Origin of the sequence: Leucobacter shiyiweii, assembly GCF_052446065.1 — a bacterium.
GTDB lineage: Bacteria > Actinomycetota > Actinomycetes > Actinomycetales > Microbacteriaceae > Leucobacter.
Genome location: NZ_CM127080.1, coordinates 1,626,976 through 1,648,294 on the forward strand (window position 1 = coordinate 1,626,976; position 21,319 = coordinate 1,648,294).

The following is a 21,319-nucleotide window of genomic DNA, read 5'->3' on the forward strand; positions in this document are numbered from 1 at the left end:
GCCGTGACTTCAGGCGCGCACTGGCGCGCGTTGCACCAGCGCAAGAAACTCAACATTTGTCGGGGTTTCTTGCAGCTTCCCGAGTACCGCCTCGACTCCGGTCTGCACTCCCAGCTCAGCCACCGAGCGGCGCACGTCGTTCAGCACATCTATTTCAGATTCGCTGCGCAGAAGCTCCTCACGGCGTGTTCCCGAGGCGGCGATATCGATCGCGGGGAAGGTGCGTCGCGCGGCCAGCTCGTTGGCAAGCCGAAGCTCCATGTTCCACACTCCCGCGAGTTCCTCAAGGATCAGCTCGTCGGTGCGCGAAGTCGAGTGAGCATTCGCGGTAGCAACGATGGTCAGCGATCCACCGTTTTCTAGATTGCGCGCCGCTCCCAACAGCCGCTTGACGGGGGCGAGAATCAATGGGTCGAGCGTGCCGCCTGCGGTCCGCGCCCCAGCAGGGCCTGCGAGGTGATGGGCGCGGCCCAATCCGGTAACAGAATCAAGCAGAACAACGACATCGTGTCCCAGCTCGACGAGGCGCTTCGCCCGCTCCACAGCGAGTTCCGCAACGGTCGACTGATCTTCGGCCGGACGGTCGAAGGTCGCGGCGATGACCTCGCCATTCACCGAGCGCTGCAGCTCGGTGACCTCTTCGGGACGGGCCTCGAGCAGCACCATCATGAGGTGCGCTTCGGGGTGATTATGCGCTACTGAGGCGGCGATCTGCCGGAGCGCCTGGGTCTTGCCAGATCCGCTGTTACCGGAAATGAGACCGCGCTGACCCAGGCCGATCGGAGCAAAAAGGTCGATGACACGCGGAGTAAGCTCGGCGCCGCTCATCTCGAGCTGCAGTCGCTGATCCGGGTTGACGGGGGTCAGATCCTGAAAATCGACACGATTCTGCTCTTCTTCAACGGGACGCGAGTTGACGGTGTCAACTCTTACGATCGCGTTGTACTTCTGCCGACCGGCACCATCGTTGTCGCGAGGCTGTCGGATCGCGCCGACAATCGCATCGCCCTTACGCAGGCCATATTTCTTGACCTGGCCGAGTGAGACATAGACGTCGTTCGTTCCGGGCAGGTATCCGCTCGTTCGCACGAACGCATAGTTGTCCAGCACGTCAAGAATCCCGGCAACGGGCAACAGCACATCATCTTCAGTGATCTCTGGCTCAAGATCATCGGGCTGGCCGCGACGCTTGCGTTCACGCTGACGGGTACGGCTTGAGCGCGTTGGCGCCTCGCCATTCCGGGCCGGCGAAGACTCGCTCCCGGTCTTCTCGGATCCTTCAGCCTGCTGTTCACCGTTTTCGGCCTCGGCAGCTTCAGCCGCGCGGCGCGACTGCCCGTTGCGGGAACGGCTGCGCTGGTTGCCCTGGCCATTCTGGTTGCCCTGACCGCGCTGATTTCCTGACCGTCCACGGCCCGATTCAGTCTCAACCTCGGTGTCCTGCGACGGCTCTGCCACAGGCGAGTCTGCAGCTGGCTCGGCCGCAGGCGAGTCCGAAGAGGGATCAGCGTCAGGCGTGTGGGGAGTTTCGTTCGTCGACGCTTCCGCCGCGGATGCATCCGCTTCGACCGGCTTCTTCCGGCTGCGGGTAGCCCGACGCTTGGGCGCAACGGGAGCCTCGACATCAGTCGGCGCTGCAGACGCTGATTCAGCGGCGGGCTGCGCGTCGCCCGAAGGTTCGCTTGTCTCACCCTGAGGCTCAGCAGTAACCGGCTTCTTGCGGCTGCGGGTCGCACGCTTCTTCGGAGCTGTCGGCTCGTCGGCCACCGGCGAAGCCGCTGCTGGCTCGTTCGAGGCGCGAGCCGCTAGTGGCTCCTCTGCCGCCGACTTGTCAGCAACAGGTTTCTCGCCTGCACGCTTTTCCGCCGAGCGCTTCTCGACAGCGGGTTCGTCTGCCGTGCTCGCCTGGGCTGCGGGCGCAGCGACCGCCTCGCCCGTGGCTGCAGTCGCCCGACGGGAACGTCGACGCGCGGGCGCGGGTGCGGCGTCGGTGCTCGCAGACTGGTCTGTGATCTGAGCAGGCGCAACTGTCGTTGCAACTTCTGCGGGGGCGTTGGTCTCGTTGGAGATTTGCTCCACGGTCATCCTTTCGGGAGTGGTGCCGCGAGAAGGCTCAGAAACGAAGCTCTGATGCTCACGGCGATGCACGAGTGTGCGGGAGGATCGCCCGACAAAGCGGGCGAAGAAACGATCCACCACCGGGAGTTTCACCACAACCCATGACGTTCGGGGCGGCGATCCACTCTTTCACACACGCGGGCGAACCACGGCTACGCGGTAGGAATCTCTTCTACTGTAGCACCCTTAATATCGACGGCAAGGAACAACGCGCGCCAACTTCCCCCGTGGGTCTCGGCCACCTTCGCCGCCGCAAGGCGCTCTGCAGGTCCGCTCGCGAGGACCAAGATCGAAGGCCCCGCACCGGAGACAACGGCGGCATGTCCCGCCTTTCGGAGTGCGCTGATGAGGTCCCTGGTGAGCGGCATCGCCTCGCCGCGGTAATTCTGATGCAGCCGATCCTCGGTCGCCTCGAACAAGAGCTCGGGGCTCTGCGTGAGTGCCGCAACGAGGAGCGCAGAACGCGACACGTTGAAGACTGCGTCTTCGTGCGGCACTTGCGCGGGCTGCAGGCTCCGCGCAAGCTCCGTCGACATCGTGAAATCGGGCACAAGTACCAGCGGGGCGACCCCTCGGTGCACCATGAGACGCTTGAATCTCGGGCCTTCGGCATTGGTCCACGCGATGGTGAGCCCGCCGAACAACGCTGGGGCCACATTGTCCGGGTGACCCTCCAGTTCGGTCGCGTAACGCAAGAGTTCGTCGTCGCCGAGGCGCACCGGGTCTGTGGCATCGTTTGCGAGTAGACCAGCGGCGATCATCACGCCGGCCACAATCGCCGATCCTGAGGACCCCATGCCGCGGCCGTGGGGAATGCGATTGTGCGCCCTGATCTCGATACCGGGCATGGTGTGACCTACACGATCGAATACGTGCAAGGCGGAGCGTGCAACCAGATTCGTCTCATCGGTCGGCACCTCCCCCGCGCCCACACCCTCGACTGTCACGGTCACGCCGGGGGTATCGCGTGTCAATACGGTGAGCTCATCCCCGTGTGACAGTGCGATGCCAAGTGTGTCGAACCCCGGGCCGAGGTTCGCGCTGGTGGCGGGAACGTGCACCCGCAGCCGGGTCACGCGTTGCCCTCGAGCCGCAGCACGCTGGTCACCGCGGTCACCGCGCCACTGTCGCGCAGTTCATCGACGGTCGCGGCGAGATCAGCCTCGCGAGCGCGATGCGTGCCGATGATGAGAGCTGCGGTGCCCTGGGAGTCTTCGGGCACGGACTGCTCAACGCTCGACGCCGAGACGCCGTGCTGCGCGAGAATTCCGGCGATCGTCGCGAGCACGCCAGCCTCGTCGCGCACCTCGAGCATAATCTGATAGCTGGTCGTGACCTCGCCGATGGGCAGGATGGGAAGGTCTGCATGCGCAGATCCCGGAATACCGGGTCCGCCGACCACGTGTCGACGCGCGGCCGAGACCAGGTCACCGAGCACCGCCGAGGCAGTCTCAATACCCCCTGCGCCAGCACCATAAAACATGAGTTCTCCGGCGGCCTCAGCTTCGACAAAGACCGCGTTCTTCCCGCCGTGCACGGCGGCGAGCGGGTGGTCGCGGCTGATCAGCGCCGGGTAGACCCGCGCAGATACGCCTTCGGTACCGTCAGCCGCGGTGAGCCGCTCGGCGATCGCGAGTAGCTTAATTACATACCCGGCATGCTTTGCCGCTTCAACCTGCGCGAGCGTGACCTGCGTGATGCCCTCACGATAGACCGAGTCAACCGGCACCTCGGTATGAAAGGCGATGCGTGCCAGAATGGTCGCCTTCTGTGCCGCGTCATAGCCCTCAACATCGAGTGTGGGGTCTGCCTCGAGATAGCCAAGCTCGGCTGCCACGCGCATCGCGTCTTCGGCGCTGTCGCCGAAACGATCCATTCGATCGAGAATGTAATTGGTCGATCCGTTTACGATCCCGAGTACCCGATTCACGTGGTCGCCCGCGAGGCTCTCCCGTAACGGCCGAATGATCGGAATGGCGCCAGCAACGGCAGCTTCATACGACAGCTGCGCGCCGACCTGCTCGGCAGCTTCGCTGAGTTCGGGACCGTGCGCAGCAATCAGCGCCTTATTGGCAGTCACCACGTCGGCCCCACCCTCGATGGCGCGCAGGATCAACGAGCGCGCGGGCTCGATCCCGCCCATGAGTTCGACGACGACGTCAGCACCGAGCACCAGCTGCTCGGCATCTGTCGTGAACAACTCACGCGGCAACTCCACATCGCGTGGGGCATCGATATCCCGAACGGCGATTCCGGTGAGCTGCAGATGAGCCCCAATGCGGGCAGCCAACTCGTCGCCATGGTCGAGGATGAGCCTCGCAACTTGAGCGCCTACTGAGCCGCAGCCCAAGAGCGCAACGCGAAGATCGCGGTAACCGTTCACTTCGTTACTCCATTCGATTCGTTGTGGCATGTTCGTTTCAAAAAAGGGTGTGGATCGTAAGTTCGCGCGCCTGAACGCTCGCGCGTGCGCTACAGAACGCTGCGCGCGAGCAACTCAGCCTCGGTTTCGCCGCGCACGATCACCCGCGCCCGGCCTTCCCGGGCGGCGACCACCGCGGGGCGAGGCACGTAGTTGTAGTTACTCGACAGGGACCAACAGTAGGCCCCGGTCGCCGGCACCGCAAGAAGATCGCCCGGGGCGACATCGCCGGGGAGAAAGTCACGGTAGACAACAATGTCACCCGACTCACAGTGTTTGCCCACCACTCGCACCAGCGCAGGCTCAGCATCACTCAAGCGGTTCGCGAGACGCACCTGGTAGTCGGCGCCGTAGAGCGCTGGCCGCGGGTTGTCGCTCATCCCCCCGTCCACGCTCACGTAGAGGCGGTCGGCGAAGCCAAGATCCGCCTCATTTCGCTCTGTGTCACTGCCTGCCAACTGTACCGACTTCGTGGTACCCACCGTGTAGAGGGTGATGCCTGCCTGACCGATGATGGTGCGCCCAGGCTCGAAGGCGATCTTCGGAAGCGGGATCCCTTCGGCCTGACAGGTTTCTGCCACAATATCGGCGAGCTGCTCAGCGATGACGTCAACTGCTGGCGCCTCGTCGGCTTGAACCGAGGTGTAGGCAATACCGAACCCGCCTCCCAGGTTCAGCTCGGCGATGGGAGCGCCGGCAACTCCAGACAATTCGGCGTAGACCCCGAGGAGCCGCCTAGCCGATTCGCGAAACCCGTCACTGGCAAATATTTGGGATCCGATGTGGCAGTGGAGACCAACGAAATTGAGACTGTCATGGGCCACGATACGGCGCGCTAGCTCGACTGCGCGGGCTAGGGGGAGCCCGAATTTCTGATCCTCGTGGGAGGTGGCCAGGAAATCGTGGGTTGAGGCGTGCACACCGCTGTTGACGCGCAGCCGAACGCGTTGCCTCACGCCCGCCGACTGTGCGGCACCAGCGACCCGCTCGATCTCTTGCTCACTGTCAAGAATGATGGTGCCAACCCCAACTTCGATCGCACGCGCGATCTCAGTCTCGGACTTGTTGTTCCCGTGAAACCCGATGTTCGCGGGATCCACTCCGGCGGCGAGCACGACCGCAAGCTCTCCCCCACTCGCGACGTCAATGTGGAGGCCTTCCTCCGACATCCAGCGGGCCACTTCAACGCACAGAAACGCCTTTCCCGCGTAGTACACGGTTGCCTCAGTGCCGACGCGTGCGAACGCACTCTGAAGTGCACCCCTAACCTCGCGCGCCCGAGACCTTGCGGCGCCCTCGTCGATCACATACAACGGCGAACCATACTGCTTCACAAGGTCGGAGGCCCTGATACCCGCCACCTTGAGCTGACCACACTCGCGACCGCGCCGGGCCTCGGGCGGGAAGACGCGCGGATCGATCGCGTTCGGGTCGACGGCGTTACTCACCCCGCTAGCTTACCGCTCTCCATGTACCCGATCCCTTCTCCGGCAGCGGATCCGCCTACGAAGGGCGATCAGGCGCAGGTTCCGAGCTCGAGTTGCGCGGAGTTCGAGATGATGTCGGGGGCGAGACTGGCGCCGACCGTCACTGCGCCTGTCGACGAAAGCCGAATTTCAGTGAGTGTCACTCCCGCAGGCAGTTGGTCACGCACGCAAACCGAGTGCGGCTGCAGCACCCCGTCGAGCGAGGAACCGGCGAACTGGCGAATCTGCATCGCTGTGAGATCCATTCCCGCCGCGCTGACCGAAGTGGGTTCAACCAAGAGGTTGCCCGAATCAACTGCGAGCGCAAGACTCACCTGCAGAGGAACACTCACCCCAAATACTTCGATATCACGGCCAATCTGCAGTTCGTCTCCGCTGACAGTGCCCGTATCGGCCGCACCCGAGGTGACGAGTGCGATGACGGCGCCTAGCTGATCTGCTGGAATCGTGACTGACGCGTCAGCGGCCCCTAACGGTTGACCCGCCGCGTCAAAGGGCAACGCCTCGGCCGATGCGGTTACGGTCACGGTAATGCCCTCTAGCACCGTCACCTGAGGCACCTCGATCGAGACGTCTCCCACTTTGCCCGACAGGGCGCTCAGCAGCGCCGAACCCTCGATCGCCACCTCGACTGGGTGATCGGAGGTCATTCCGAAACTGTCACGCACCGCGTTCGCAACGATGCCGGGAACGATGAGGCGGAGCGCCAGTTCGGCTGCACCTGCAAGCGCAGCCAGCACGAGCACGCCGCCGAGCAGTCGCAGACCCCAGCGCGGTCTGCGGGTGCCCGCTTCCCCCGTGACTTCAGCAGACACGATTACAGCCGCTCCGGTGCGCTAACACCCAGCAGCTCGAGCCCATTCCGGATCACCTGACCGGCCGCATCATTCAGCCACAGGCGCGCACGATGCAGATCGCCCACCGGTTCGTCGCCGAGCGGGATCACCCGGCAATTGTCGTACCAGCGGTGATACGCGGCCGCCAACTCTTCGAGATATCGGGCGACTCTGTGTGGCTCACGTAGCTCCGCGGCTCCGGCGACGACCCGCGGATACTCCTGCAATTTCCCGATGAGATCTGCCTCTGTGGGATGAGTGAGCAGCGCAGGGACGAAGCTGCTGCGATCGACGCCAGCGAGGGTGGCGTTGCGATCCACCGCACACGTCCGCGCATGCGCGTACTGCACATAAAAGACGGGGTTGTCGTTGGTGCGGCTGCGCAACTTTTCGCCCTCGAGCGAGAGCGGCGAGTCTGCCGGATAACGCGCGAGCCAGTAGCGCAGCGCGTCGCTCCCAAGCCACTCAAGGAGGTCATCGAGCTCGATAATATTGCCCGCACGCTTGGAGAGCTTCGCACCATTCAGATTCACCAGCTGCCCAATGAGCACCGTAATGTCGGTCTCGATATTGTCACCCGCGGCGCCAGCAAGAGCGGTCAAACGACCGATGTAGCCATGATGGTCGGCGCCTAAGAGGTAAATCTTTTCGCCAAACCCGCGATCCTTCTTGGTGAGATAGTACGCAGCATCCGCGGCGAAGTAGGTGTAGATGCCATTGCCACGGGTGAAGACTCGATCCTTGTCATCGCCAAAATCAGTGGTGCGTACCCAGATCGCGTCATCTTCCTCGAACACGTGGCCTTGCTCGCGCAGCCGGTCAACGGCAGCCTCGATTGGGCTTTGTTCCCCGTTCGGACCCGGCGCATGCAGGGAGCGCTCAGAGAAGAAAACGTCGAAGTGCACGTTAAAGCGTTCAAGCGAGTCTTTAATTTCGGAGAGCTGCTGCTGATATGCGGTCTCCTGCGCCAATTCGAGCGCCTCGTCTCGAGGCAAATCGGCGAGGTTCGGGATCGCGCTGCGCACATGCGCGCCCAACGCCTGGATGTACTCCCCAGGGTAGGCGTCCTCCGGGGCAGGCTCGCCAAGCGCGGCAGCGAGGACCGAGCGACCGAACTTGCTCATTTGCGAACCAGCGTCGTTGATGTAGTACTCGTTGGTAACCTCGGCGCCCGCGGCTCGCAGGACGCGCGACAGCGAATCGCCGAGCGCTGCCCACCGAGTGTGGCCCATGTGCAGCGGGCCCGTGGGGTTTGCCGAAACAAACTCGAGGTTGATTTTCTGGCCGGCAAGCACGGAGCTTCGCCCATAACTCTCGGCTTGCTCGACGATTCGCCGAGCGGTCTCCCCCGCGCTAGCCGCGTCGAGGGTGATGTTGATGAAGCCGGGCCCGGCGATTTCGGCCTTGGCGATGCCGTCGATCTCGGTGACCTGCTGCACAATCTCGGCCGCAAGCTCCCGAGGGTTGGTGCCGATCCGCTTTGCGAACTTCATCGCGAGGTTCGATGCCCAGTCACCGTGCTCACGGTTCTTGGGTCGCTCGGGCTCTGCGTCCGATTCGGTGACGACAATCTCGAAACCGCGCTCGGCGATGAGATCGTTCAGGATACGGGCGAGAGCGCTAGCAAGTTCTTGTGGGGTCACGAGTGACCATTCTACTTGCGGTGCCGTGACGGAAAGCTCCGAGCGTGAATCAGTGCGTGTAGTTGCGCTAGGCTTGTCAGGTCGCCTCCGTAGCTCAGGGGATAGAGCGCCGGTTTCCGGTACCGTAGGTCGGGGGTTCGAATCCCTCCGGGGGCACCCAATGTTCGACGTTCGAAACTGCGACACGTTAGTGCGTGTCGCAGTTCGGCCGTCGGTCTCCGCTCCGTCGCCCTGCTCGCTCCACGCAGCCGCTCCGCGCTGCACTTCCGGGTCGAGGATTACGTTGAATGGCTTCGCCAGTTCACCTTTTATCTCTTTGTGCTCGCCAATGCGGATGCGAGTAAAGAACGCCTGGTTCGCTAGGCGTCGATTCTGGTCGTCACACCCGGCGTAAATCCGCCCAATGTCGGCCGCAAGGTCAAGACAGTCATCGATGTGGTGCCGTGCTTCGGCGTAGTCGTTGTGGTGCTCTGCAAGACGGTCATCGATCGCGGCGACCTCAGCACGGAGTCGATCTTGGAACTTCGCGAACTGCTCCAAGCTCAAGGCATCTTTCAGGTGCGCTTCGAGGAGCCGGTCTTGCTCTGTGATGTTCTTTGCACGCCTGCGAGTGAGGTCGGCGACCTCGGTTGACGAGGACTTAGTGAGGCGGTCAAGTTCGTGGTGGAGCATGCCGCGCAGCGCATCCCGAGTAGCCGGCGTGATCTGCACACGCTGGTAGTAATCAACGATGAGCGCTTCGACGTCGGTCGTCAGGATCGCTGCTTGCGTGCAGTCGGTGCGCTTTCGATGACGACCGAGGCAGACGAAGTACGGGTAGATATCACCGTTGCGAGCTTTGGTCTTGTTTACCATCAGTCGCGCCCCGCACTGCTGGCAGAACACGCTGCCTTTGAGGTAGTGGTCGTGCTTCTGCGTGCGATCACCGGACGCGTTGTGCGAGGCGAGCACGGACTGCACTTGGTACCAGACTTCAGGCTCGACGATCCGTTCGTGGGCACCGTCGTAACGGACCCCGCGGTAGACGACGTCCCCTTTGTAGTAGGGATTCTGCAGCATCCGATGCACTGAAGATAGCGGGATCGACCTCGAAGGTCGTCGCGGGCTTGGCACGGAGATGAGCCCTCTGCCCAAGAGCTCAGCGGTCAGTTTCGCCAGTGAGTAGTTTCCGGCTGCGTATGCTTCGAAGGCCCACTTCACGAGCGGAGCACGTTCCGGGTCGAGTGCGACGGAGCGGACCTCACGGCCGAGTTCGTCGCGTTCGAGCGTGTTTAGGTATCCGAGTGGAGCCTTCGACGGGGTGCCACCGGTCATGGCTTTCTGGGTCATCCCTTTGACGACTTCGGTGGCGAGGTTTCGCGAGTAGAACTCCGCGATCGTGGACATGATGCCGTGGAGCAGCATCCCCGAAGGGGTTTCGTCGATGTTCTCCGTCGCTGAGACCAGCATCACTCCGGCTTCTTGGAGGGCGAAGTGGATGGCGACGTCATCGGCACGGTTTCGTGCGAGGCGGTCGACTTTGTGCACTATGCAGTACGCGACCCGGTGGGTTTTCACGTACTGGATCATGCGCTGCAAGGCAGGCCGGTCAGCCTTCTTCGCGGACTCACCCGCATCAACGAACTCTTCAATGACGACCGCCCCAAGCTGGGAGGCTTTGTGCAGATTCGCGTCCCGTTGCGCAGGGATTGAGAAACCTTCGTCCTGGCCTCCTTTCTCAGCCTGCTCTTTGGTAGAGACGCGCAGATAGGAGACGGCGAAGGCTTCGCCGGAGAGGGCAACTCCGAGCGGTCTTGTCGCTGTTCCGAGAGGAGATTGTTGACTCTGGGCTGGAGCCTGGAGGGTGCGAGCGCGCATGGCGGGCCACCTTTCACTCGACAGAAACAGAAATGGAAATGCCCTGCCAGCAGGTGCGTGCGTCGAGTGTGGTGGCTGCCGGCGATGAGCCTGGCGTCTGCGTTCCGGTTCGGTGAGGAGCGGTTCGCGTGTGGTTAGTGCGCGCCCCGACCGTTCAGGTTGGAAGGGCGTGTAGTTGTTCGATGGTACCTTGCGGTGCCAGTGAGTTACAGGTGCTGAGGAGATTTGAAAGATGACGGCGGCTTTGCGCCCTCACGCTGCTCGCGGGCTTCAGCGACACGTTCGAGCGTAAGACGGATAAACAGTTCCGTGAGGACCCCAAGGTCGGGCTCAGGCCTGTGAACTGCGTCGACGAAAAAGCGTCGCTCCGCGTACGGCACGTATCCAGTTCGGCGCTCATACCGCTTCGTACGGCTCATTGCCCGCGCCTCTCATCCTCTGCTACTTTCCGAATGACCGCGTCCAGCTCTGCCAGCCGACCCGCAACCTGCTCGGCGACGAAGGAAGCGAAATCGTCCGTACGATCGGCCACTGGTCGTTCAGCCGTGTCGGGTTCGACCCAATCTTCAGCTTCCCCGCCGGGCCATGGCGTGACCCTGGTGGGTCGGTCGCGGTCAAGCCGAGTACCGGATATCGTGACCCAGTCGCGGAGGCGTTCCCGGGCGACAGCGAAGTCGTGATGCCAGGCAAGGGCCTGGTTCCCTTTGGCTTGCGGGTCGAAACAGAACAACCAGTGTTGCCTGAGTGCCGAGAGTTCCCACAAGAGTTCGGGGTGACGGTGCCACATCGGCGGCACGACCTGGGCGGGCAGGCCGTAGGTGTGACGGAGCCAGTCAACCCAGGCATTCAGGGCGAGGAGTTCGTGTTCGACATCATCAGGTGGCAGGGTGAGCCAGTTAATCGGACGAGGCACAGCGGCAAGCGTCGCGGCGAGGTCGTTCACGTAGGCCTGTTTCGCGAGCTGCCGGGTCTTCGCTTCGATCTCCGGAGGCAAGTCAGACAGGTCCACCCCATCGAAGTCAGGCTTTGGCTGGGGTAAATGAGGCGAGGTGTTATCGGGGTTCATGAGAAACTCCATCGGCGAAGAAGTCGTACGCACCGGGACAGTGCGCCAAGTAAGAAGTCGAGTGCGGCGACCAGATGGAGGTGTACGGGGTACTGGTCGCCGCACCCGGGTCATCGGGCCACGGCCTCGCGAGGAGGGGTGTTGTCGCGGGCAGCTGTGGCAGGTTCAGGGTCCAGCTGCGCTTCTCGCTCCGCGAGTGCCTGTTGCACTTGTTCCTGTACCGGGGCCTCCCGCTTTGCAGCGTCGCGTTCCGGGCCGGTGCGGTCAACCGTGTAGCGGGTGATGTTGTTGTCATGTCCGATTCGGGACGCGACAAACTGTTCTCGGTCGGCCCCTTCGTTGCCGGTGTATGTGCGGGTTTCACCCTCGGCGATGAAGTTGTCGCCTTTACGGAACTGCGCATGCGCGAGTTCAGCGGATTTACGGAACATCACGAGGTCAGTGAATGCCGGATCCAGGTTTGTGAAAGTACCGTCTTCTTCGAAGCGGGCCTGCGGTTGCCCGACACGCATATACAAACGCGCATCCCCTTTGCTGGTGAACGTCAGTTCCGGGTCGGATGCGATGAAACCCGAGAGGGATTCCTTCGTGCGAATAGTCATCAGCTTCACTCCTATCGATCATCGCCCCCGCGGAATCGCTGGGACTACCCGACAGGTACGATCCCGATCCGGACTATCTGGCACGGCCCTGAAGTGTCTGCTCGATCTCGGCCCGGTCGGTGCGGAGTTGCTTCGAGTCGGCGCGGTTCGGCCAAGGCCGCAAGTTCGTGATGATGGGGCGTGCGGTGCGGAGCATCACCACCCCGGTTCCGAACGGGAGCGTGCGCAGCACATCGGGTGGCAGGATCGGCACGCGTCGGATCGATCGCTGGCTCGAGTGCGCTCCGTACGCGTCGGTGGTAATGGAGTCGGTGGTTTCGTCGCGGTCCCCGATGAGGGTGGCGAGGTCTTGCAGGTCTCTGCTGTTGGATGCGCCTCCGAGGATGATCTTCACGATGGAGGCGTCCCAGATCGCGTTGGCCTGGTTCTCGCCCCACTTTTCCCGCGCTTGGGCCAGCGACTGCAGCACCGGCAGCGGGGTGATGCCGGTGCCGCCGCCTTCCGCCATCAGCGTCGGCAGACTGGGTAACGGTGCGAGGTTCCCGATCTCGTCGAGCGCGAGCAGGAGAGGTGGGTCCATGCGGGCTCCCGGTGAGTGTGCGGCGATCTTCCTCGCGGTCTCGACGAGGTCTTCGATGAACGCCGCCACCAGCGCAGATGCCGCCCCAGCACCGGCCCCCGTCGCCAGTAGGTACAAAGTTCCGTTACCCAACAGGAATGATTCCGGGTCGAACTCTTCGCCCGGGGCTGGGCTCACCGCGTCAAGGACGCGAGGATCGGCCAGGGCGGAGAACGCGAGGGAGACGCCTTGCCAGATGGAGTCCCTGGTGCGTGGGTCGGCTTGCACCATCGCATCCAATGAGTCTGCCCATCCTTCCGCTGCTCCCGGGTGTGAGGAGAGGATCCGGACAGCATCGGCGGCGAGAGTCGGGTTTAGTGCCCACTTGTAGAGCGTTCTCGCGCCGCGCCCATCCAGTGCTGCCGCGTGCAGGAGTCCTTGGATTGCGGCAGTGGTCTTTCCTTCCCAGAATCCGGCATCTTGGACACCACCGAACCCGGTGGCCGTGGCAAGGCCTTTCGCGCGGATCATCGCCGTCAACGGGTCCTGGCAGCCCCTCACCGGTGACCAGCGCATCCCCGCGGGCAGTCCCGGGGCCAGCTGCTGCGGGTCGAAGACGGCAACCTTTCCCTTCCGTGCCCGCGCTTTCAACGTCGCGGTGAGATTGTCAGGGCGGGTGGAGGTTGTGATGACAGCACCGGGCGCGTCGAGAATTGCGTTGATGACCACATGCAAACCTTTCCCGGAACGGGGCGGACCGATCAACAGGATGCTGTCTTCAACGGTCGCCCACACCTGCCCGCCTTTGCCGGTGCCGAGGAGATATCCAACATCGGCAGGGACCGGCTTTCCGGTCAGTGACGGCCGCAGCGTTGCAGCCTTCTTTACCAGGGCCTTTGCCGAGGCAACCCGGGCGACCTCGGCTGCTGTTGCGGTGCCGGCCAACCGGTGCGGGTCGGTTTTTGAGTGGGCCTGGTGGATTGCCCGCCAGACGAAGAAGCCCGCCGTTCCGAGGATCCCGAGGAACAGGGCGACGATGACCCAGTAGAGGATCGGGTTGAGGCCGTCAGCACCGAGTGCTTTCCCTGGATCGGTGGGGGTGGCGAGAACGCTGACGCCGGAGGTGAACCCTTCGGTGGGTTCCGGCAGGCCACTGAGGAACGCTGCCACGCTGCCTGCGATTCTTATGAGTCCGGTGAAGCCGGCAGCGGCAATGAGGGTGCCGAGGGCGAGGTTGATGAAGAGATCGTTGGCGGGTTTCGCCTGCACAGGGCCAGACATGACGGGCCACCTTCCTGACCCCGAGACAGGGCGTGCGGGGTCAGGAGAACAGGTGCGGGGCGCTGTGCCGGGTCAGTCGATGCGCTGCACCGATGTGGTGCCGGAGATCCGGCCGAACAGAATCACCTCACCTGTCACGACTGGTTTCTCTCCACGATCCAAAAGCGCCCGGGCGGTGCCCGTCGGTCCTGCGGAGGAATGGCGGAGAATCAGGGCGAGGGCAACATCCTCGCCGGGTACGAATCCATCGGCGGCGAACTCCAACAAGCTCGGTAGCACCACCGCTGCGGGTACGTCGGCGGGCGGGGCAAACGGTGACCGAGGCTGCGGTGCGGGCGCGGTGAGGATATCGGCGTGGACGCTGCCATCCAGCTCCCGCACCTCCACCCGTGTCGGTGATCCGAGCCGGGCGATGAGCTCGGTGAGGGTCTGCGTGATATCGCTTCGCCGGATCGGGGTGGCCGAGAGCTTATCTCCGTTGACGGTGGCGATGAGTGTGTCGGCATTGATGGCCTCGAGGAGGATCTGCGGAAGCACCGGTGGCACCACGACCATCTCTGCGCGCTGGTCTGACGGTGGGACGGGTGGGACGGGTGGGTTCTGTGGGGTTCGGCGGGCACGGCGCAGACTCATACGATCACGTCCGCACGAACGAAAACGAGCGAAGACATTGGAGGGTGATTTCTTGGGTTCATGACAACAAGGTGCGCGGCCCGCCCGCCCGGTCGACGGCCGTCGTCGTGATGGGATCAGCGGTGAGGGCCTGTTCCCGTTCTGCATGATCGTGAGAAGTCTTCGCCCATTCCTTGGCGAGGTCCAGTAGCTGCTGATAGTCGCCGGCCTTGACTTCGCCATGCGCGAGAGACCTCCAGGGATAGCTGCCATCAGCTTGCCGAACTCGTGCCTGTGAATCCCATGTCCACGAGGTTGCCACCCGATCGTCGTCGGACCAATCGGTGCCCGTGTATTGCTCCTCGACCGCGAACCGGGTCATCGAGCCTGCTTCTGGATACAGGACGAAATGGCCGCTCCCGAAGGTGACGGGGTCCTCCCACGCGAGAATGACGTGCTCTGGGTATCTCTGCGCGATCTCTTCCAACCCGTCCACCAACGCGGTCGAGTGTTGGGCGAGTTCCTCCTCGGACAAGCCGCTCATCGCGCCGCCGCCCCTACAGGCGACACCGTTCGCGGTGACGAGATGGGTGCGCCCTGCATGCTCATGACAGGCCCGCAGTGCTACCGGGAGCTGTGGGGTTAGGCGGATTCTGGCTCATCCGTTGCGTCGTGTCGAAGACCCGGAGCTCTTCCGGATGGAGTTGATGCTGAACCACATAGCTGGACTCTTTAATCCGCCACAGCCCCTGCCCGGTGCCGAGGCTGGGGAGCAGTTTCTGTTCTGTACCGGTGAGACCGAGCGTCTTGCCGGTGGTTCCGATCTGATCAGATTCTTGTCGATAGATGATCCGGGACTCTGCGTTGGCAAGGAGGCTGTTGGCGAGGGCGCGCATGGCGGATCCCTGGTCACCAACGTTGTCAAGGTCGGTGAGCTTATGGAAAATCAGGAGGTTCGCGATGCCGTAGTGGCGGGCAAGCCGCCAATGCGCATCCATTCGCTTCAGCAGCGCCGGGTGGGACATCAGCCTCCACGCTTCGTCGTAGACCACCCACCGTTGACCCCCGTTAGGGTCCAGGAGCGCAGACTCCATCCATGCACTCGAGCACGTCATCAGCACGCTGATCAGAGTCGAGTTCTCCACGACACGAGACAAGTCGAGGGTGATCATCGGCAGCGTCGGGTCAAACGTGACAGTCGAAGGTCCATCGAACAGCCCCGCGAGGTCACCAGACACGAGGCGGCGCAGCGCATGGCCGACGAGACGTCCGTCCTCAGCCAGGCGCTCGTCATCGCCCGGATCAGGGGTGAGAATCCGGTCGACGATCATCGGGAGGATCGGCACCGACGCTGACGCGACGACGGCTTGCAAGGCAACGTCAATGACGGTGTGCTCCAGCGGTGACAAGGCACGCTCCAGCACCGTCTCGGCGAGGGCCCCGATCAGGTCGCGGCGGCGTGAAGCAACGGTGGAAGCCCATTCGGGGTCGGAGAGCCCACCAGGCCGGTATCCCTCATCAAGCGGGTTCAGGCGGTTACGGAGTCCGTGGCCGAGAATGATCGCTTTCCCACCGACAGCTTCGGCGACCGCGGTGTGCTCACCCTTCGGATCACCAGGGACATAGACGCGGCGACCGAACGGGATCGACCGGGTGTAGAGCGATTTCGCGAGCGACGATTTCCCGGAGCCGACGATACCCGCCAGGACGAGATTTGGGGCGGTGATGATGCCGCGCTGGTAGAGCACCCAGGGGTCGTAGACGAAGCTGCCGCCGGAGTACATATCCTGCCCCACGAACACACCCTGCGAGCCAAGTCCGCCCTCAGCCAAGAACGGATAGGCTCCCTGCAGGGTTGCGGAGGTGTCCTGGTGCGGTGGCACCCGAAACTGTCGATACGAGCGCAACGCGGCAGGTCCCGGTTCCCCGCCTCTGGGGAGATAGTCGGTGCTGCGAGCAGCTGCTCGTTCGGCGGCAACTTTCGCTCTCTCCGCCTCCAGCTGGGCGAACCGGTCGCGGGCGATCACCTGCACGGCAGCACGCTCTCGGGCCTTGCGCGAGCGACGTTTACCTTTCCCGTCCTCGACGAGGACGGTGGAGTAGAGCTTCTTTGGATTCGGTCGCGGTCCCATGTGGATGCCTTTCCTCAAGACGAGCAGTGACATCCGTCAGGTGCGGACTGCCTCAAGCTCAGCCCCGCACTGTGGCTGAAATATCGTCGCCACGAACGTCCTAGTACGGCTGGTCGGGTTTTGAGAGAATGAGTACCTACAGCAGCAAGAAGAGGCTGGTCATTTCACCGCGGAACTTCTGCTTTTGGAACGAGTGGGGCAGTTTTAGGCCAATGAGAGAGATATCCCAAGAGAAATTTGACGCCTTTGCAGGATTCTGCCGCCAACCTACTTCCGTACTCTTCGGCCAAGAGGTTGCTTGGTTTGAGAGCAAGTCGAGGTCAGTTTTTGCTCTCCTGATGCTAGATACAGATGAAGAGTTCTCCGGCATCCTGTTCGCCAGGGACCTCGCTAGCCGCTTTCGCTGGGTGAAACAAACCGCCTATTACACATCATCGGCAGATGCACTCGCGGAGCTTCGCCGTCTGATGAGGCAAGTCGAAGCAGACATAGAAGAAGAGCGTGTTCAAGGCGATGAAGCTGATCCAGTCGACTTCTTTGCGCCCGTTGTCAAGGAACAACGATTCCATGAGCGATTCCAGCATCTCGCATTTGGTGAGGGGTTTGCTGCAGCTCGTGAACTGATCAATGTGATGATGTGTTGGTATGAGAATCAGGACGGCAACTACATAGAGCAATTCCAAACGACCGGATTCGACGCGCGCATCTGGGAATTATATTTGTTCGCAATGCTCGTTGAATCACGATACGCGGTATCACAGCCGAGCCCTGCACCAGATTTTCTCGCTCGTGGCCTCGGAGGTACCTTCTTCATCGAGGCCACGACAATCAACCCCTCAATCATCAACGGGAAACCTGCCACTTCCCAGAAACCCGAGTCTGTCGAGGAAATTGCTGATTACGTCCAGAACTATCTCCCAATTCGGTTCGCTGGTCCGCTCAGTGCGAAATTGGAAAAGCGTTACTGGGAAAGCCTGGAAGTCGCTGACGCGCCGCTAGTGATTGCAATTCAAGACTTTCATGACGAGTTCTCGATGACATACAGCGGGCAGTCGCTGCTGCGGTATCTATACGGTGTCGAGTTTCTTGAAGTTCAGAATGATCAAGGAGTAGAGATCGTTAGCCGTCCGGTCACGCATCACCTCTGGAAGGGCAAGAAGATTGCGTCAGGGTTCTTTAGCCTTCCAGACGCGCCCAACATCAGCGCCGTGCTTTTTAACGCCAGCGGTACTCTCGCAAAATTCAACAGAATGGGAGTCAAGGTTGCTTTCGGCCGACCGGGAGTGACTCTTATCCATAGCGGAATTCGCGTGTCGAGTGACGGCAGATTAGAAGAAACTTTTTCGAACGAAGTCAATGAGGGGTATGAGGAAGCATGGATCGACGGGATGGAGGTTTACCACAACCCGGCTGCCACACACCCCTTGAATCCGGATCTACTTCCAGGTGCTAGGCATCACTTTCAAACAGACTCAGGCTTCGAATCTTGGACGCCAGTCGGGCATCTAGTGACGAGCAGAACCGCAGTAGTGACCACTCGTTAGATCATCCGGCTCATTTTCGTCCAAACTCGCCGCTTACCTGAAACTAGACGTAGAGAAAATACAGCCACTTGATCCGCCAACAACTGGCTCCAGAGCTTTATAGGCCGAGATGATGACGTTCAACCGTCAAATGCCTCGGCATAAAGGCAATGCGGCAGCAACGAACGCTTGTGCCTGTTGGCCGACCAAGCGTCGGGTCTCGCAAGACGCTTGGATGGCGGCCTGTTCGATCGCAGACACGGCAGCTTCGAGTTCGTCGTTGCTGGTGGCGGAGACGGCGATGAGGCCGGTGTAGCGGATGACCCCGTGCCCGGAGGTGAGGTCGGCCTCCTGCTGTAGCACGTCCTGGTACTCGGCGGATTGTTGGGCGTCTTCGATCTGCCCGACCCGCTGGCGTTGCGTCGCATCCGAGATGTACTCGGTCTTCTTCTTGCGAATATCCCGTGCTGCCTGATCAGAGCGGATCGGGTCACACAGCAGCGTGAACGAACGTCGGATTCCCGAGGACAGCAGCACTGGGGCAAGAAACCCTGGATAGACAAGAGACCTCGGCCATTCCGATATCCACAGCACCGCATGATGGGCGCTATCCGAGCGCAGCCCCTCCCACGTTTCCTCCACCGCAACAGGACCAGCAGTAGCAAGGTCGTGTCCGATCGTTCCAGAACGTTCCAGGGTGGCGGCGACTCCCGGGTCGTAGGCACTGCGGAGCATCACGGCGAGTTGGCCGGGTGTGTACCACTCGGAGGGTTTCAGATCCGCGGTGCGTAGCGCCGTCGTGAGCGTGTGCATCTCTTGTTTGAGGACTTCGGCTGCGCCTTTGAGGCTGCCGCCCGCGGTGCGAATTGCGCGGGAGGCGGCCCGCATGTCCAGGCTGAGCGAGATCGTGGAGATGTGGCGTTCCCCGGCAGGGCCTGCCCTCTCGATCAGCTCCCGGTAGGTTTGGGCGACCCAGGACCCGTCATCGTTGCCGTGCTCCGCCCACCACTGCGATAGTCCGGACCCGGAATCGGGGACCGTGCGCTCCAGCACTTGCAGACGAGCGATGCGGGTAGAACGGCAGGTGGTCGAGAGGACCCGGCCCCACGCGTGGACACGGCGCTCTTGCTCTCCCGGGTCTAGCAGGATGAACGAGGGGTGGGTCACCTCCAGCAGCGCCGTCAATGTTTGAGCCTGCGGATCGTGCACCATGATTGCACCAGATTCCTTGTCCTGATACTGCCGCAGTGCTGCCGCGTCGCCCGGGAGCGCGAGGGTTCCTGCGGGGCGGGGCTTCACGATCTTGCGCCGGTAACTGGTCTGGTGGGCTCGGGTCCGCCATATCCAGTGCAGAGTGATCGGCACCCACTCGACCATCTTTCGGCCGCCGAATGGAACCACGGCTAGCCCGAGGGCGATGCCCCAGATCGGTGCCGTATAAAGTGCGGCGGGGCCTCCGATGTAGAGGGAGGCGACGAACACGAGGACGGCGATGCTGACGGCGATGACTTGCGGTAGTGAGAGTCCGAGGATGATGCCCCGGCGGGTGAGTCGGGAGAACTTCACCGGGGACAGATCGAACTCGGTGCTGGATGCGGTGGCCATGATTACTCCTCGAGGCGGGAATGGGTATCGCCGGTCAGGTACGAACAGCAAGAAAGAACGGCGGTGCGTGAGCGGGATCTAAGTCAGGTCGCTGGCTGACTCGGATGCCTGCGCTCACGCACCGCCAAGGGGTTGCGGTGTCACCTCCTCTCGGGAACGTCTGGGGGTCTAACTCTTCGGCTCCGCCCGCGGTGGCGGGGGTGCAGATGAGGTGCGAGCAGCCGCCTGGGAAGGCGGAGCGGATGAGGGTGTAACGGGAGGTGCCGCCGGTGGTACGGACCGGTCAGGGGGCGGCGGAGGCGTTTGCCCTTCTCCCGCTGCGTCAGCGTGTCCGTCGGCTGTACGTCCGATTGCGCCGCCGAGTTTCGGGCCGGCCTCTGCCGCACCCTTGGCGATTGTTGCGCCTGCGACCGCGGCGATCCCGATCGGACCAGCGGCGGCGGCACCAGCTGTACCTCCGGCCGCTACACCACCGCCTCCAGCCGCAGCGCCACCTCCTGCACCAGCGCCTGCAGTACCGCCTCCAGCTGAGCCAGCAGCAGAGTGCTTAGGGGCTGAGCTCGGCGGCGGGGCACCACCGCCCGAGCCTTTGCTGTCGCCTCCTCCGTCGAGGACTTTCTGCGGTCCAGCACCGTCTGGTTTCCCGGGCATCGGAACCGGCCGGTTCATCGCCTGCTTCGACTCCTGCTCCGCGGACATCACGTGGTACATGTCGAAGCCGACGAAGGAAATGAATTTGTACACCATGTATGGCGCGAACGCGGCGATGAACATCAGCACGATCCCCGCGATGGGATCCGCGATGGATGACAAGTCCATGTCGATCGGGGCGTTGACCTGGTTGGTTGCCACTAGGAAGACCACGACGATCACGAGTTTCGAGAAGATCAGGGCGAGCACGAAGGATGCCCATTTTCCGAACCAGCCCTTCGTCGCATCCCAACTCGCCCCGGATAATGCGATCGGTGCCATCACGACCGCAACCAGGATGAGGGCTTTGCGGATGAGTAGGGAGAACCAGACGATCGCTGCCGCGCAGATTGCCAGGAACGAAAGGAAGATCGTGATGATCGCCCCCGCTCCGGGTGCGGTGAGGTTGATCGCGGTGAGGCCGGCGACGAGGATTCCGATCTTCCCGCCCATTTCTTCGATGGTCGTTCCCGTGGCTTGGATGATCCCGATGGAGAGTTGGTCGACGACCTCCAGCAGCGTTGCGGTGAGCGTGATCACCAGGAATGATCCGAGCACTGACTTCGCGAGCCCCAGGGCTGCTCGGCCAAGGGAGCCTGCGTCTCGACGGATCAGGCCGGTGATCAGTTGCAGGCAGAAGAAGATCAACATCAAGAAGATCGCGATGCCGAACATTACGTTGTAGACGCCGATGTATCCGGCCCCGGTGATGTCGACCAGAGTGGTGGAGTCAAACAACGACCACACACCTTGGAAGAGCCAGGACGCGGCCTGGCCGATGGCTTGGGCCAGCCAATCAAACGGGGCCGCAACCAGGGTCGCGGCACTTTCGCCGACGGTGTCGCAGACGTTGCTGATGATGGGGACGTCACAGATACCAGCCACA

At 62.5% G+C, this 21,319-nt stretch carries 17 protein-coding genes, 1 tRNA gene and 1 pseudogene; 3 read left to right on the top strand and 16 right to left on the bottom strand.

Annotated features, from left to right (window positions below; genetic code table 11):
- Positions 1–9: 9 nt before the first annotated feature.
- The 6 genes from rho to argS all read right to left on the bottom strand — a co-directional run bounded on the left by rho (position 10) and on the right by argS (position 8,506).
- Positions 10–2,079, bottom strand: a complete 2,070-nt coding sequence (gene rho, locus ACTNFJ_RS07555) for a transcription termination factor Rho (RefSeq protein ID WP_435905789.1) — start codon at positions 2,077–2,079, stop codon at positions 10–12.
- A 191-nt stretch (positions 2,080–2,270) separates the two neighbouring features.
- The gene (gene thrB / locus ACTNFJ_RS07560; RefSeq protein WP_435905790.1) at positions 2,271–3,194 is read right to left on the bottom strand and encodes a homoserine kinase; all 924 of its coding nucleotides are present in this window, start codon (positions 3,192–3,194) and stop codon (positions 2,271–2,273) included.
- On the bottom strand, positions 3,191–4,501 hold the full coding sequence (locus ACTNFJ_RS07565; RefSeq protein ID WP_435905847.1) for a homoserine dehydrogenase: 1,311 nt from the start codon (positions 4,499–4,501) through the stop codon (positions 3,191–3,193). Before ACTNFJ_RS07565 ends, thrB begins: the two co-directional genes overlap by 4 nt.
- An 89-nt stretch (positions 4,502–4,590) precedes the next feature.
- Positions 4,591–5,988 (bottom strand): diaminopimelate decarboxylase, encoded by a 1,398-nt coding sequence (lysA, locus tag ACTNFJ_RS07570; protein ID WP_435905791.1) that lies wholly within the window; start codon positions 5,986–5,988, stop codon positions 4,591–4,593.
- Positions 5,989–6,056: 68 nt separating this feature from the next.
- Positions 6,057–6,842, bottom strand: a complete 786-nt coding sequence (locus tag ACTNFJ_RS07575; RefSeq protein ID WP_435905792.1) for an LmeA family phospholipid-binding protein — start codon at positions 6,840–6,842, stop codon at positions 6,057–6,059.
- 2 nt (positions 6,843–6,844) lie between these two features.
- Positions 6,845–8,506, bottom strand: a complete 1,662-nt coding sequence (gene argS, locus ACTNFJ_RS07580; RefSeq protein ID WP_435905793.1) for an arginine--tRNA ligase — start codon at positions 8,504–8,506, stop codon at positions 6,845–6,847.
- An 83-nt stretch (positions 8,507–8,589) separates the two neighbouring features.
- On the opposite strand from argS, the gene ACTNFJ_RS07585 reads away from it, so the two are divergent.
- Together ACTNFJ_RS07585 and ACTNFJ_RS07590 are read left to right on the top strand one after the other, a co-directional pair.
- A tRNA-Arg gene (locus ACTNFJ_RS07585) sits at positions 8,590–8,662 on the top strand.
- A 279-nt stretch (positions 8,663–8,941) separates the two neighbouring features.
- Positions 8,942–9,139 (top strand): hypothetical protein, encoded by a 198-nt coding sequence (locus tag ACTNFJ_RS07590; protein ID WP_271394420.1) that lies wholly within the window; start codon positions 8,942–8,944, stop codon positions 9,137–9,139.
- Between the two features lie 144 nt (positions 9,140–9,283).
- On the opposite strand, the pseudogene ACTNFJ_RS07595 reads toward ACTNFJ_RS07590, so the two are convergent.
- The 8 genes and pseudogenes from ACTNFJ_RS07595 to ACTNFJ_RS07630 all read right to left on the bottom strand — a co-directional run.
- A pseudogene (locus ACTNFJ_RS07595) lies at positions 9,284–10,363 on the bottom strand (recombinase family protein); the annotation flags it as partial.
- Between the two features lie 206 nt (positions 10,364–10,569).
- Entirely contained in the window at positions 10,570–10,782 is a 213-nt protein-coding gene (locus ACTNFJ_RS07600; RefSeq protein ID WP_313276976.1) for a hypothetical protein, read from the bottom strand.
- A complete protein-coding gene (locus ACTNFJ_RS07605; protein ID WP_363838616.1) occupies positions 10,779–11,429 on the bottom strand; it encodes a hypothetical protein in 651 nt (216 codons plus the stop codon). The genes ACTNFJ_RS07600 and ACTNFJ_RS07605 overlap by 4 nt, the downstream gene beginning before the upstream one ends.
- Positions 11,430–11,539: 110 nt before the next feature.
- Positions 11,540–12,031, bottom strand: coding sequence for a single-stranded DNA-binding protein (locus ACTNFJ_RS07610; protein ID WP_183664354.1), 492 nt, complete (start codon positions 12,029–12,031; stop codon positions 11,540–11,542).
- Between the two features lie 73 nt (positions 12,032–12,104).
- Positions 12,105–13,871, bottom strand: a complete 1,767-nt coding sequence (locus ACTNFJ_RS07615) for a TraM recognition domain-containing protein (RefSeq protein ID WP_313276974.1) — start codon at positions 13,869–13,871, stop codon at positions 12,105–12,107.
- A gap of 72 nt (positions 13,872–13,943) precedes the next feature.
- Positions 13,944–14,408 carry a hypothetical protein gene (locus ACTNFJ_RS07620; protein ID WP_183664358.1) on the bottom strand — a complete coding sequence of 155 codons (465 nt, stop codon included), beginning with the start codon at positions 14,406–14,408 and terminating at the stop codon, positions 13,944–13,946.
- Positions 14,409–14,562: 154 nt separating this feature from the next.
- Positions 14,563–15,027 carry a hypothetical protein gene (locus tag ACTNFJ_RS07625; RefSeq protein WP_435905794.1) on the bottom strand — a complete coding sequence of 155 codons (465 nt, stop codon included), beginning with the start codon at positions 15,025–15,027 and terminating at the stop codon, positions 14,563–14,565.
- Between the two features lie 61 nt (positions 15,028–15,088).
- Entirely contained in the window at positions 15,089–16,615 is a 1,527-nt protein-coding gene (locus ACTNFJ_RS07630) for a putative type IV secretion/conjugal transfer ATPase (protein WP_183664362.1), read from the bottom strand.
- A gap of 212 nt (positions 16,616–16,827) precedes the next feature.
- Here ACTNFJ_RS07630 and ACTNFJ_RS07635 point away from each other — a divergent pair, with 212 nt between their 5' ends.
- Complete coding sequence (locus ACTNFJ_RS07635) at positions 16,828–18,159, top strand: hypothetical protein (protein ID WP_183664364.1); 1,332 nt, start codon at positions 16,828–16,830, stop codon at positions 18,157–18,159.
- Between the two features lie 126 nt (positions 18,160–18,285).
- Here the strand turns inward: ACTNFJ_RS07635 and ACTNFJ_RS07640 are convergent, their stop codons facing one another.
- Both ACTNFJ_RS07640 and ACTNFJ_RS07645 read right to left on the bottom strand, forming a co-directional pair.
- Positions 18,286–19,743, bottom strand: coding sequence for an SCO6880 family protein (locus tag ACTNFJ_RS07640; protein ID WP_363839348.1), 1,458 nt, complete (start codon positions 19,741–19,743; stop codon positions 18,286–18,288).
- A 168-nt stretch (positions 19,744–19,911) separates the two neighbouring features.
- On the bottom strand, positions 19,912–21,318 hold the full coding sequence (locus ACTNFJ_RS07645; protein WP_183664366.1) for a TrbL/VirB6 family protein: 1,407 nt from the start codon (positions 21,316–21,318) through the stop codon (positions 19,912–19,914).
- Position 21,319: the final 1 nt, after the last annotated feature.

What these genes read in the sequence shown, in the direction of transcription:
- ACTNFJ_RS07600 (WP_313276976.1), bottom strand. Translation starts at nt 10,782, where the DNA reads ATGAGCCGTACGAAGCGGTATGAGCGCCGAACTGGATACGTGCCGTAC.
- ACTNFJ_RS07605 (WP_363838616.1), bottom strand. Translation starts at nt 11,429, where the DNA reads ATGAACCCCGATAACACCTCGCCTCATTTACCCCAGCCAAAGCCTGAC.
- ACTNFJ_RS07610 (WP_183664354.1), bottom strand. Translation starts at nt 12,031, where the DNA reads ATGACTATTCGCACGAAGGAATCCCTCTCGGGTTTCATCGCATCCGAC.
- ACTNFJ_RS07615 (WP_313276974.1), bottom strand. Translation starts at nt 13,871, where the DNA reads ATGTCTGGCCCTGTGCAGGCGAAACCCGCCAACGATCTCTTCATCAAC.
- ACTNFJ_RS07625 (WP_435905794.1), bottom strand. Translation starts at nt 15,027, where the DNA reads ATGAGCGGCTTGTCCGAGGAGGAACTCGCCCAACACTCGACCGCGTTG.
- ACTNFJ_RS07630 (WP_183664362.1), bottom strand. Translation starts at nt 16,615, where the DNA reads ATGGGACCGCGACCGAATCCAAAGAAGCTCTACTCCACCGTCCTCGTC.
- ACTNFJ_RS07635 (WP_183664364.1), top strand. Translation starts at nt 16,828, where the DNA reads ATGAGAGAGATATCCCAAGAGAAATTTGACGCCTTTGCAGGATTCTGC.
- ACTNFJ_RS07640 (WP_363839348.1), bottom strand. Translation starts at nt 19,743, where the DNA reads ATGGCCACCGCATCCAGCACCGAGTTCGATCTGTCCCCGGTGAAGTTC.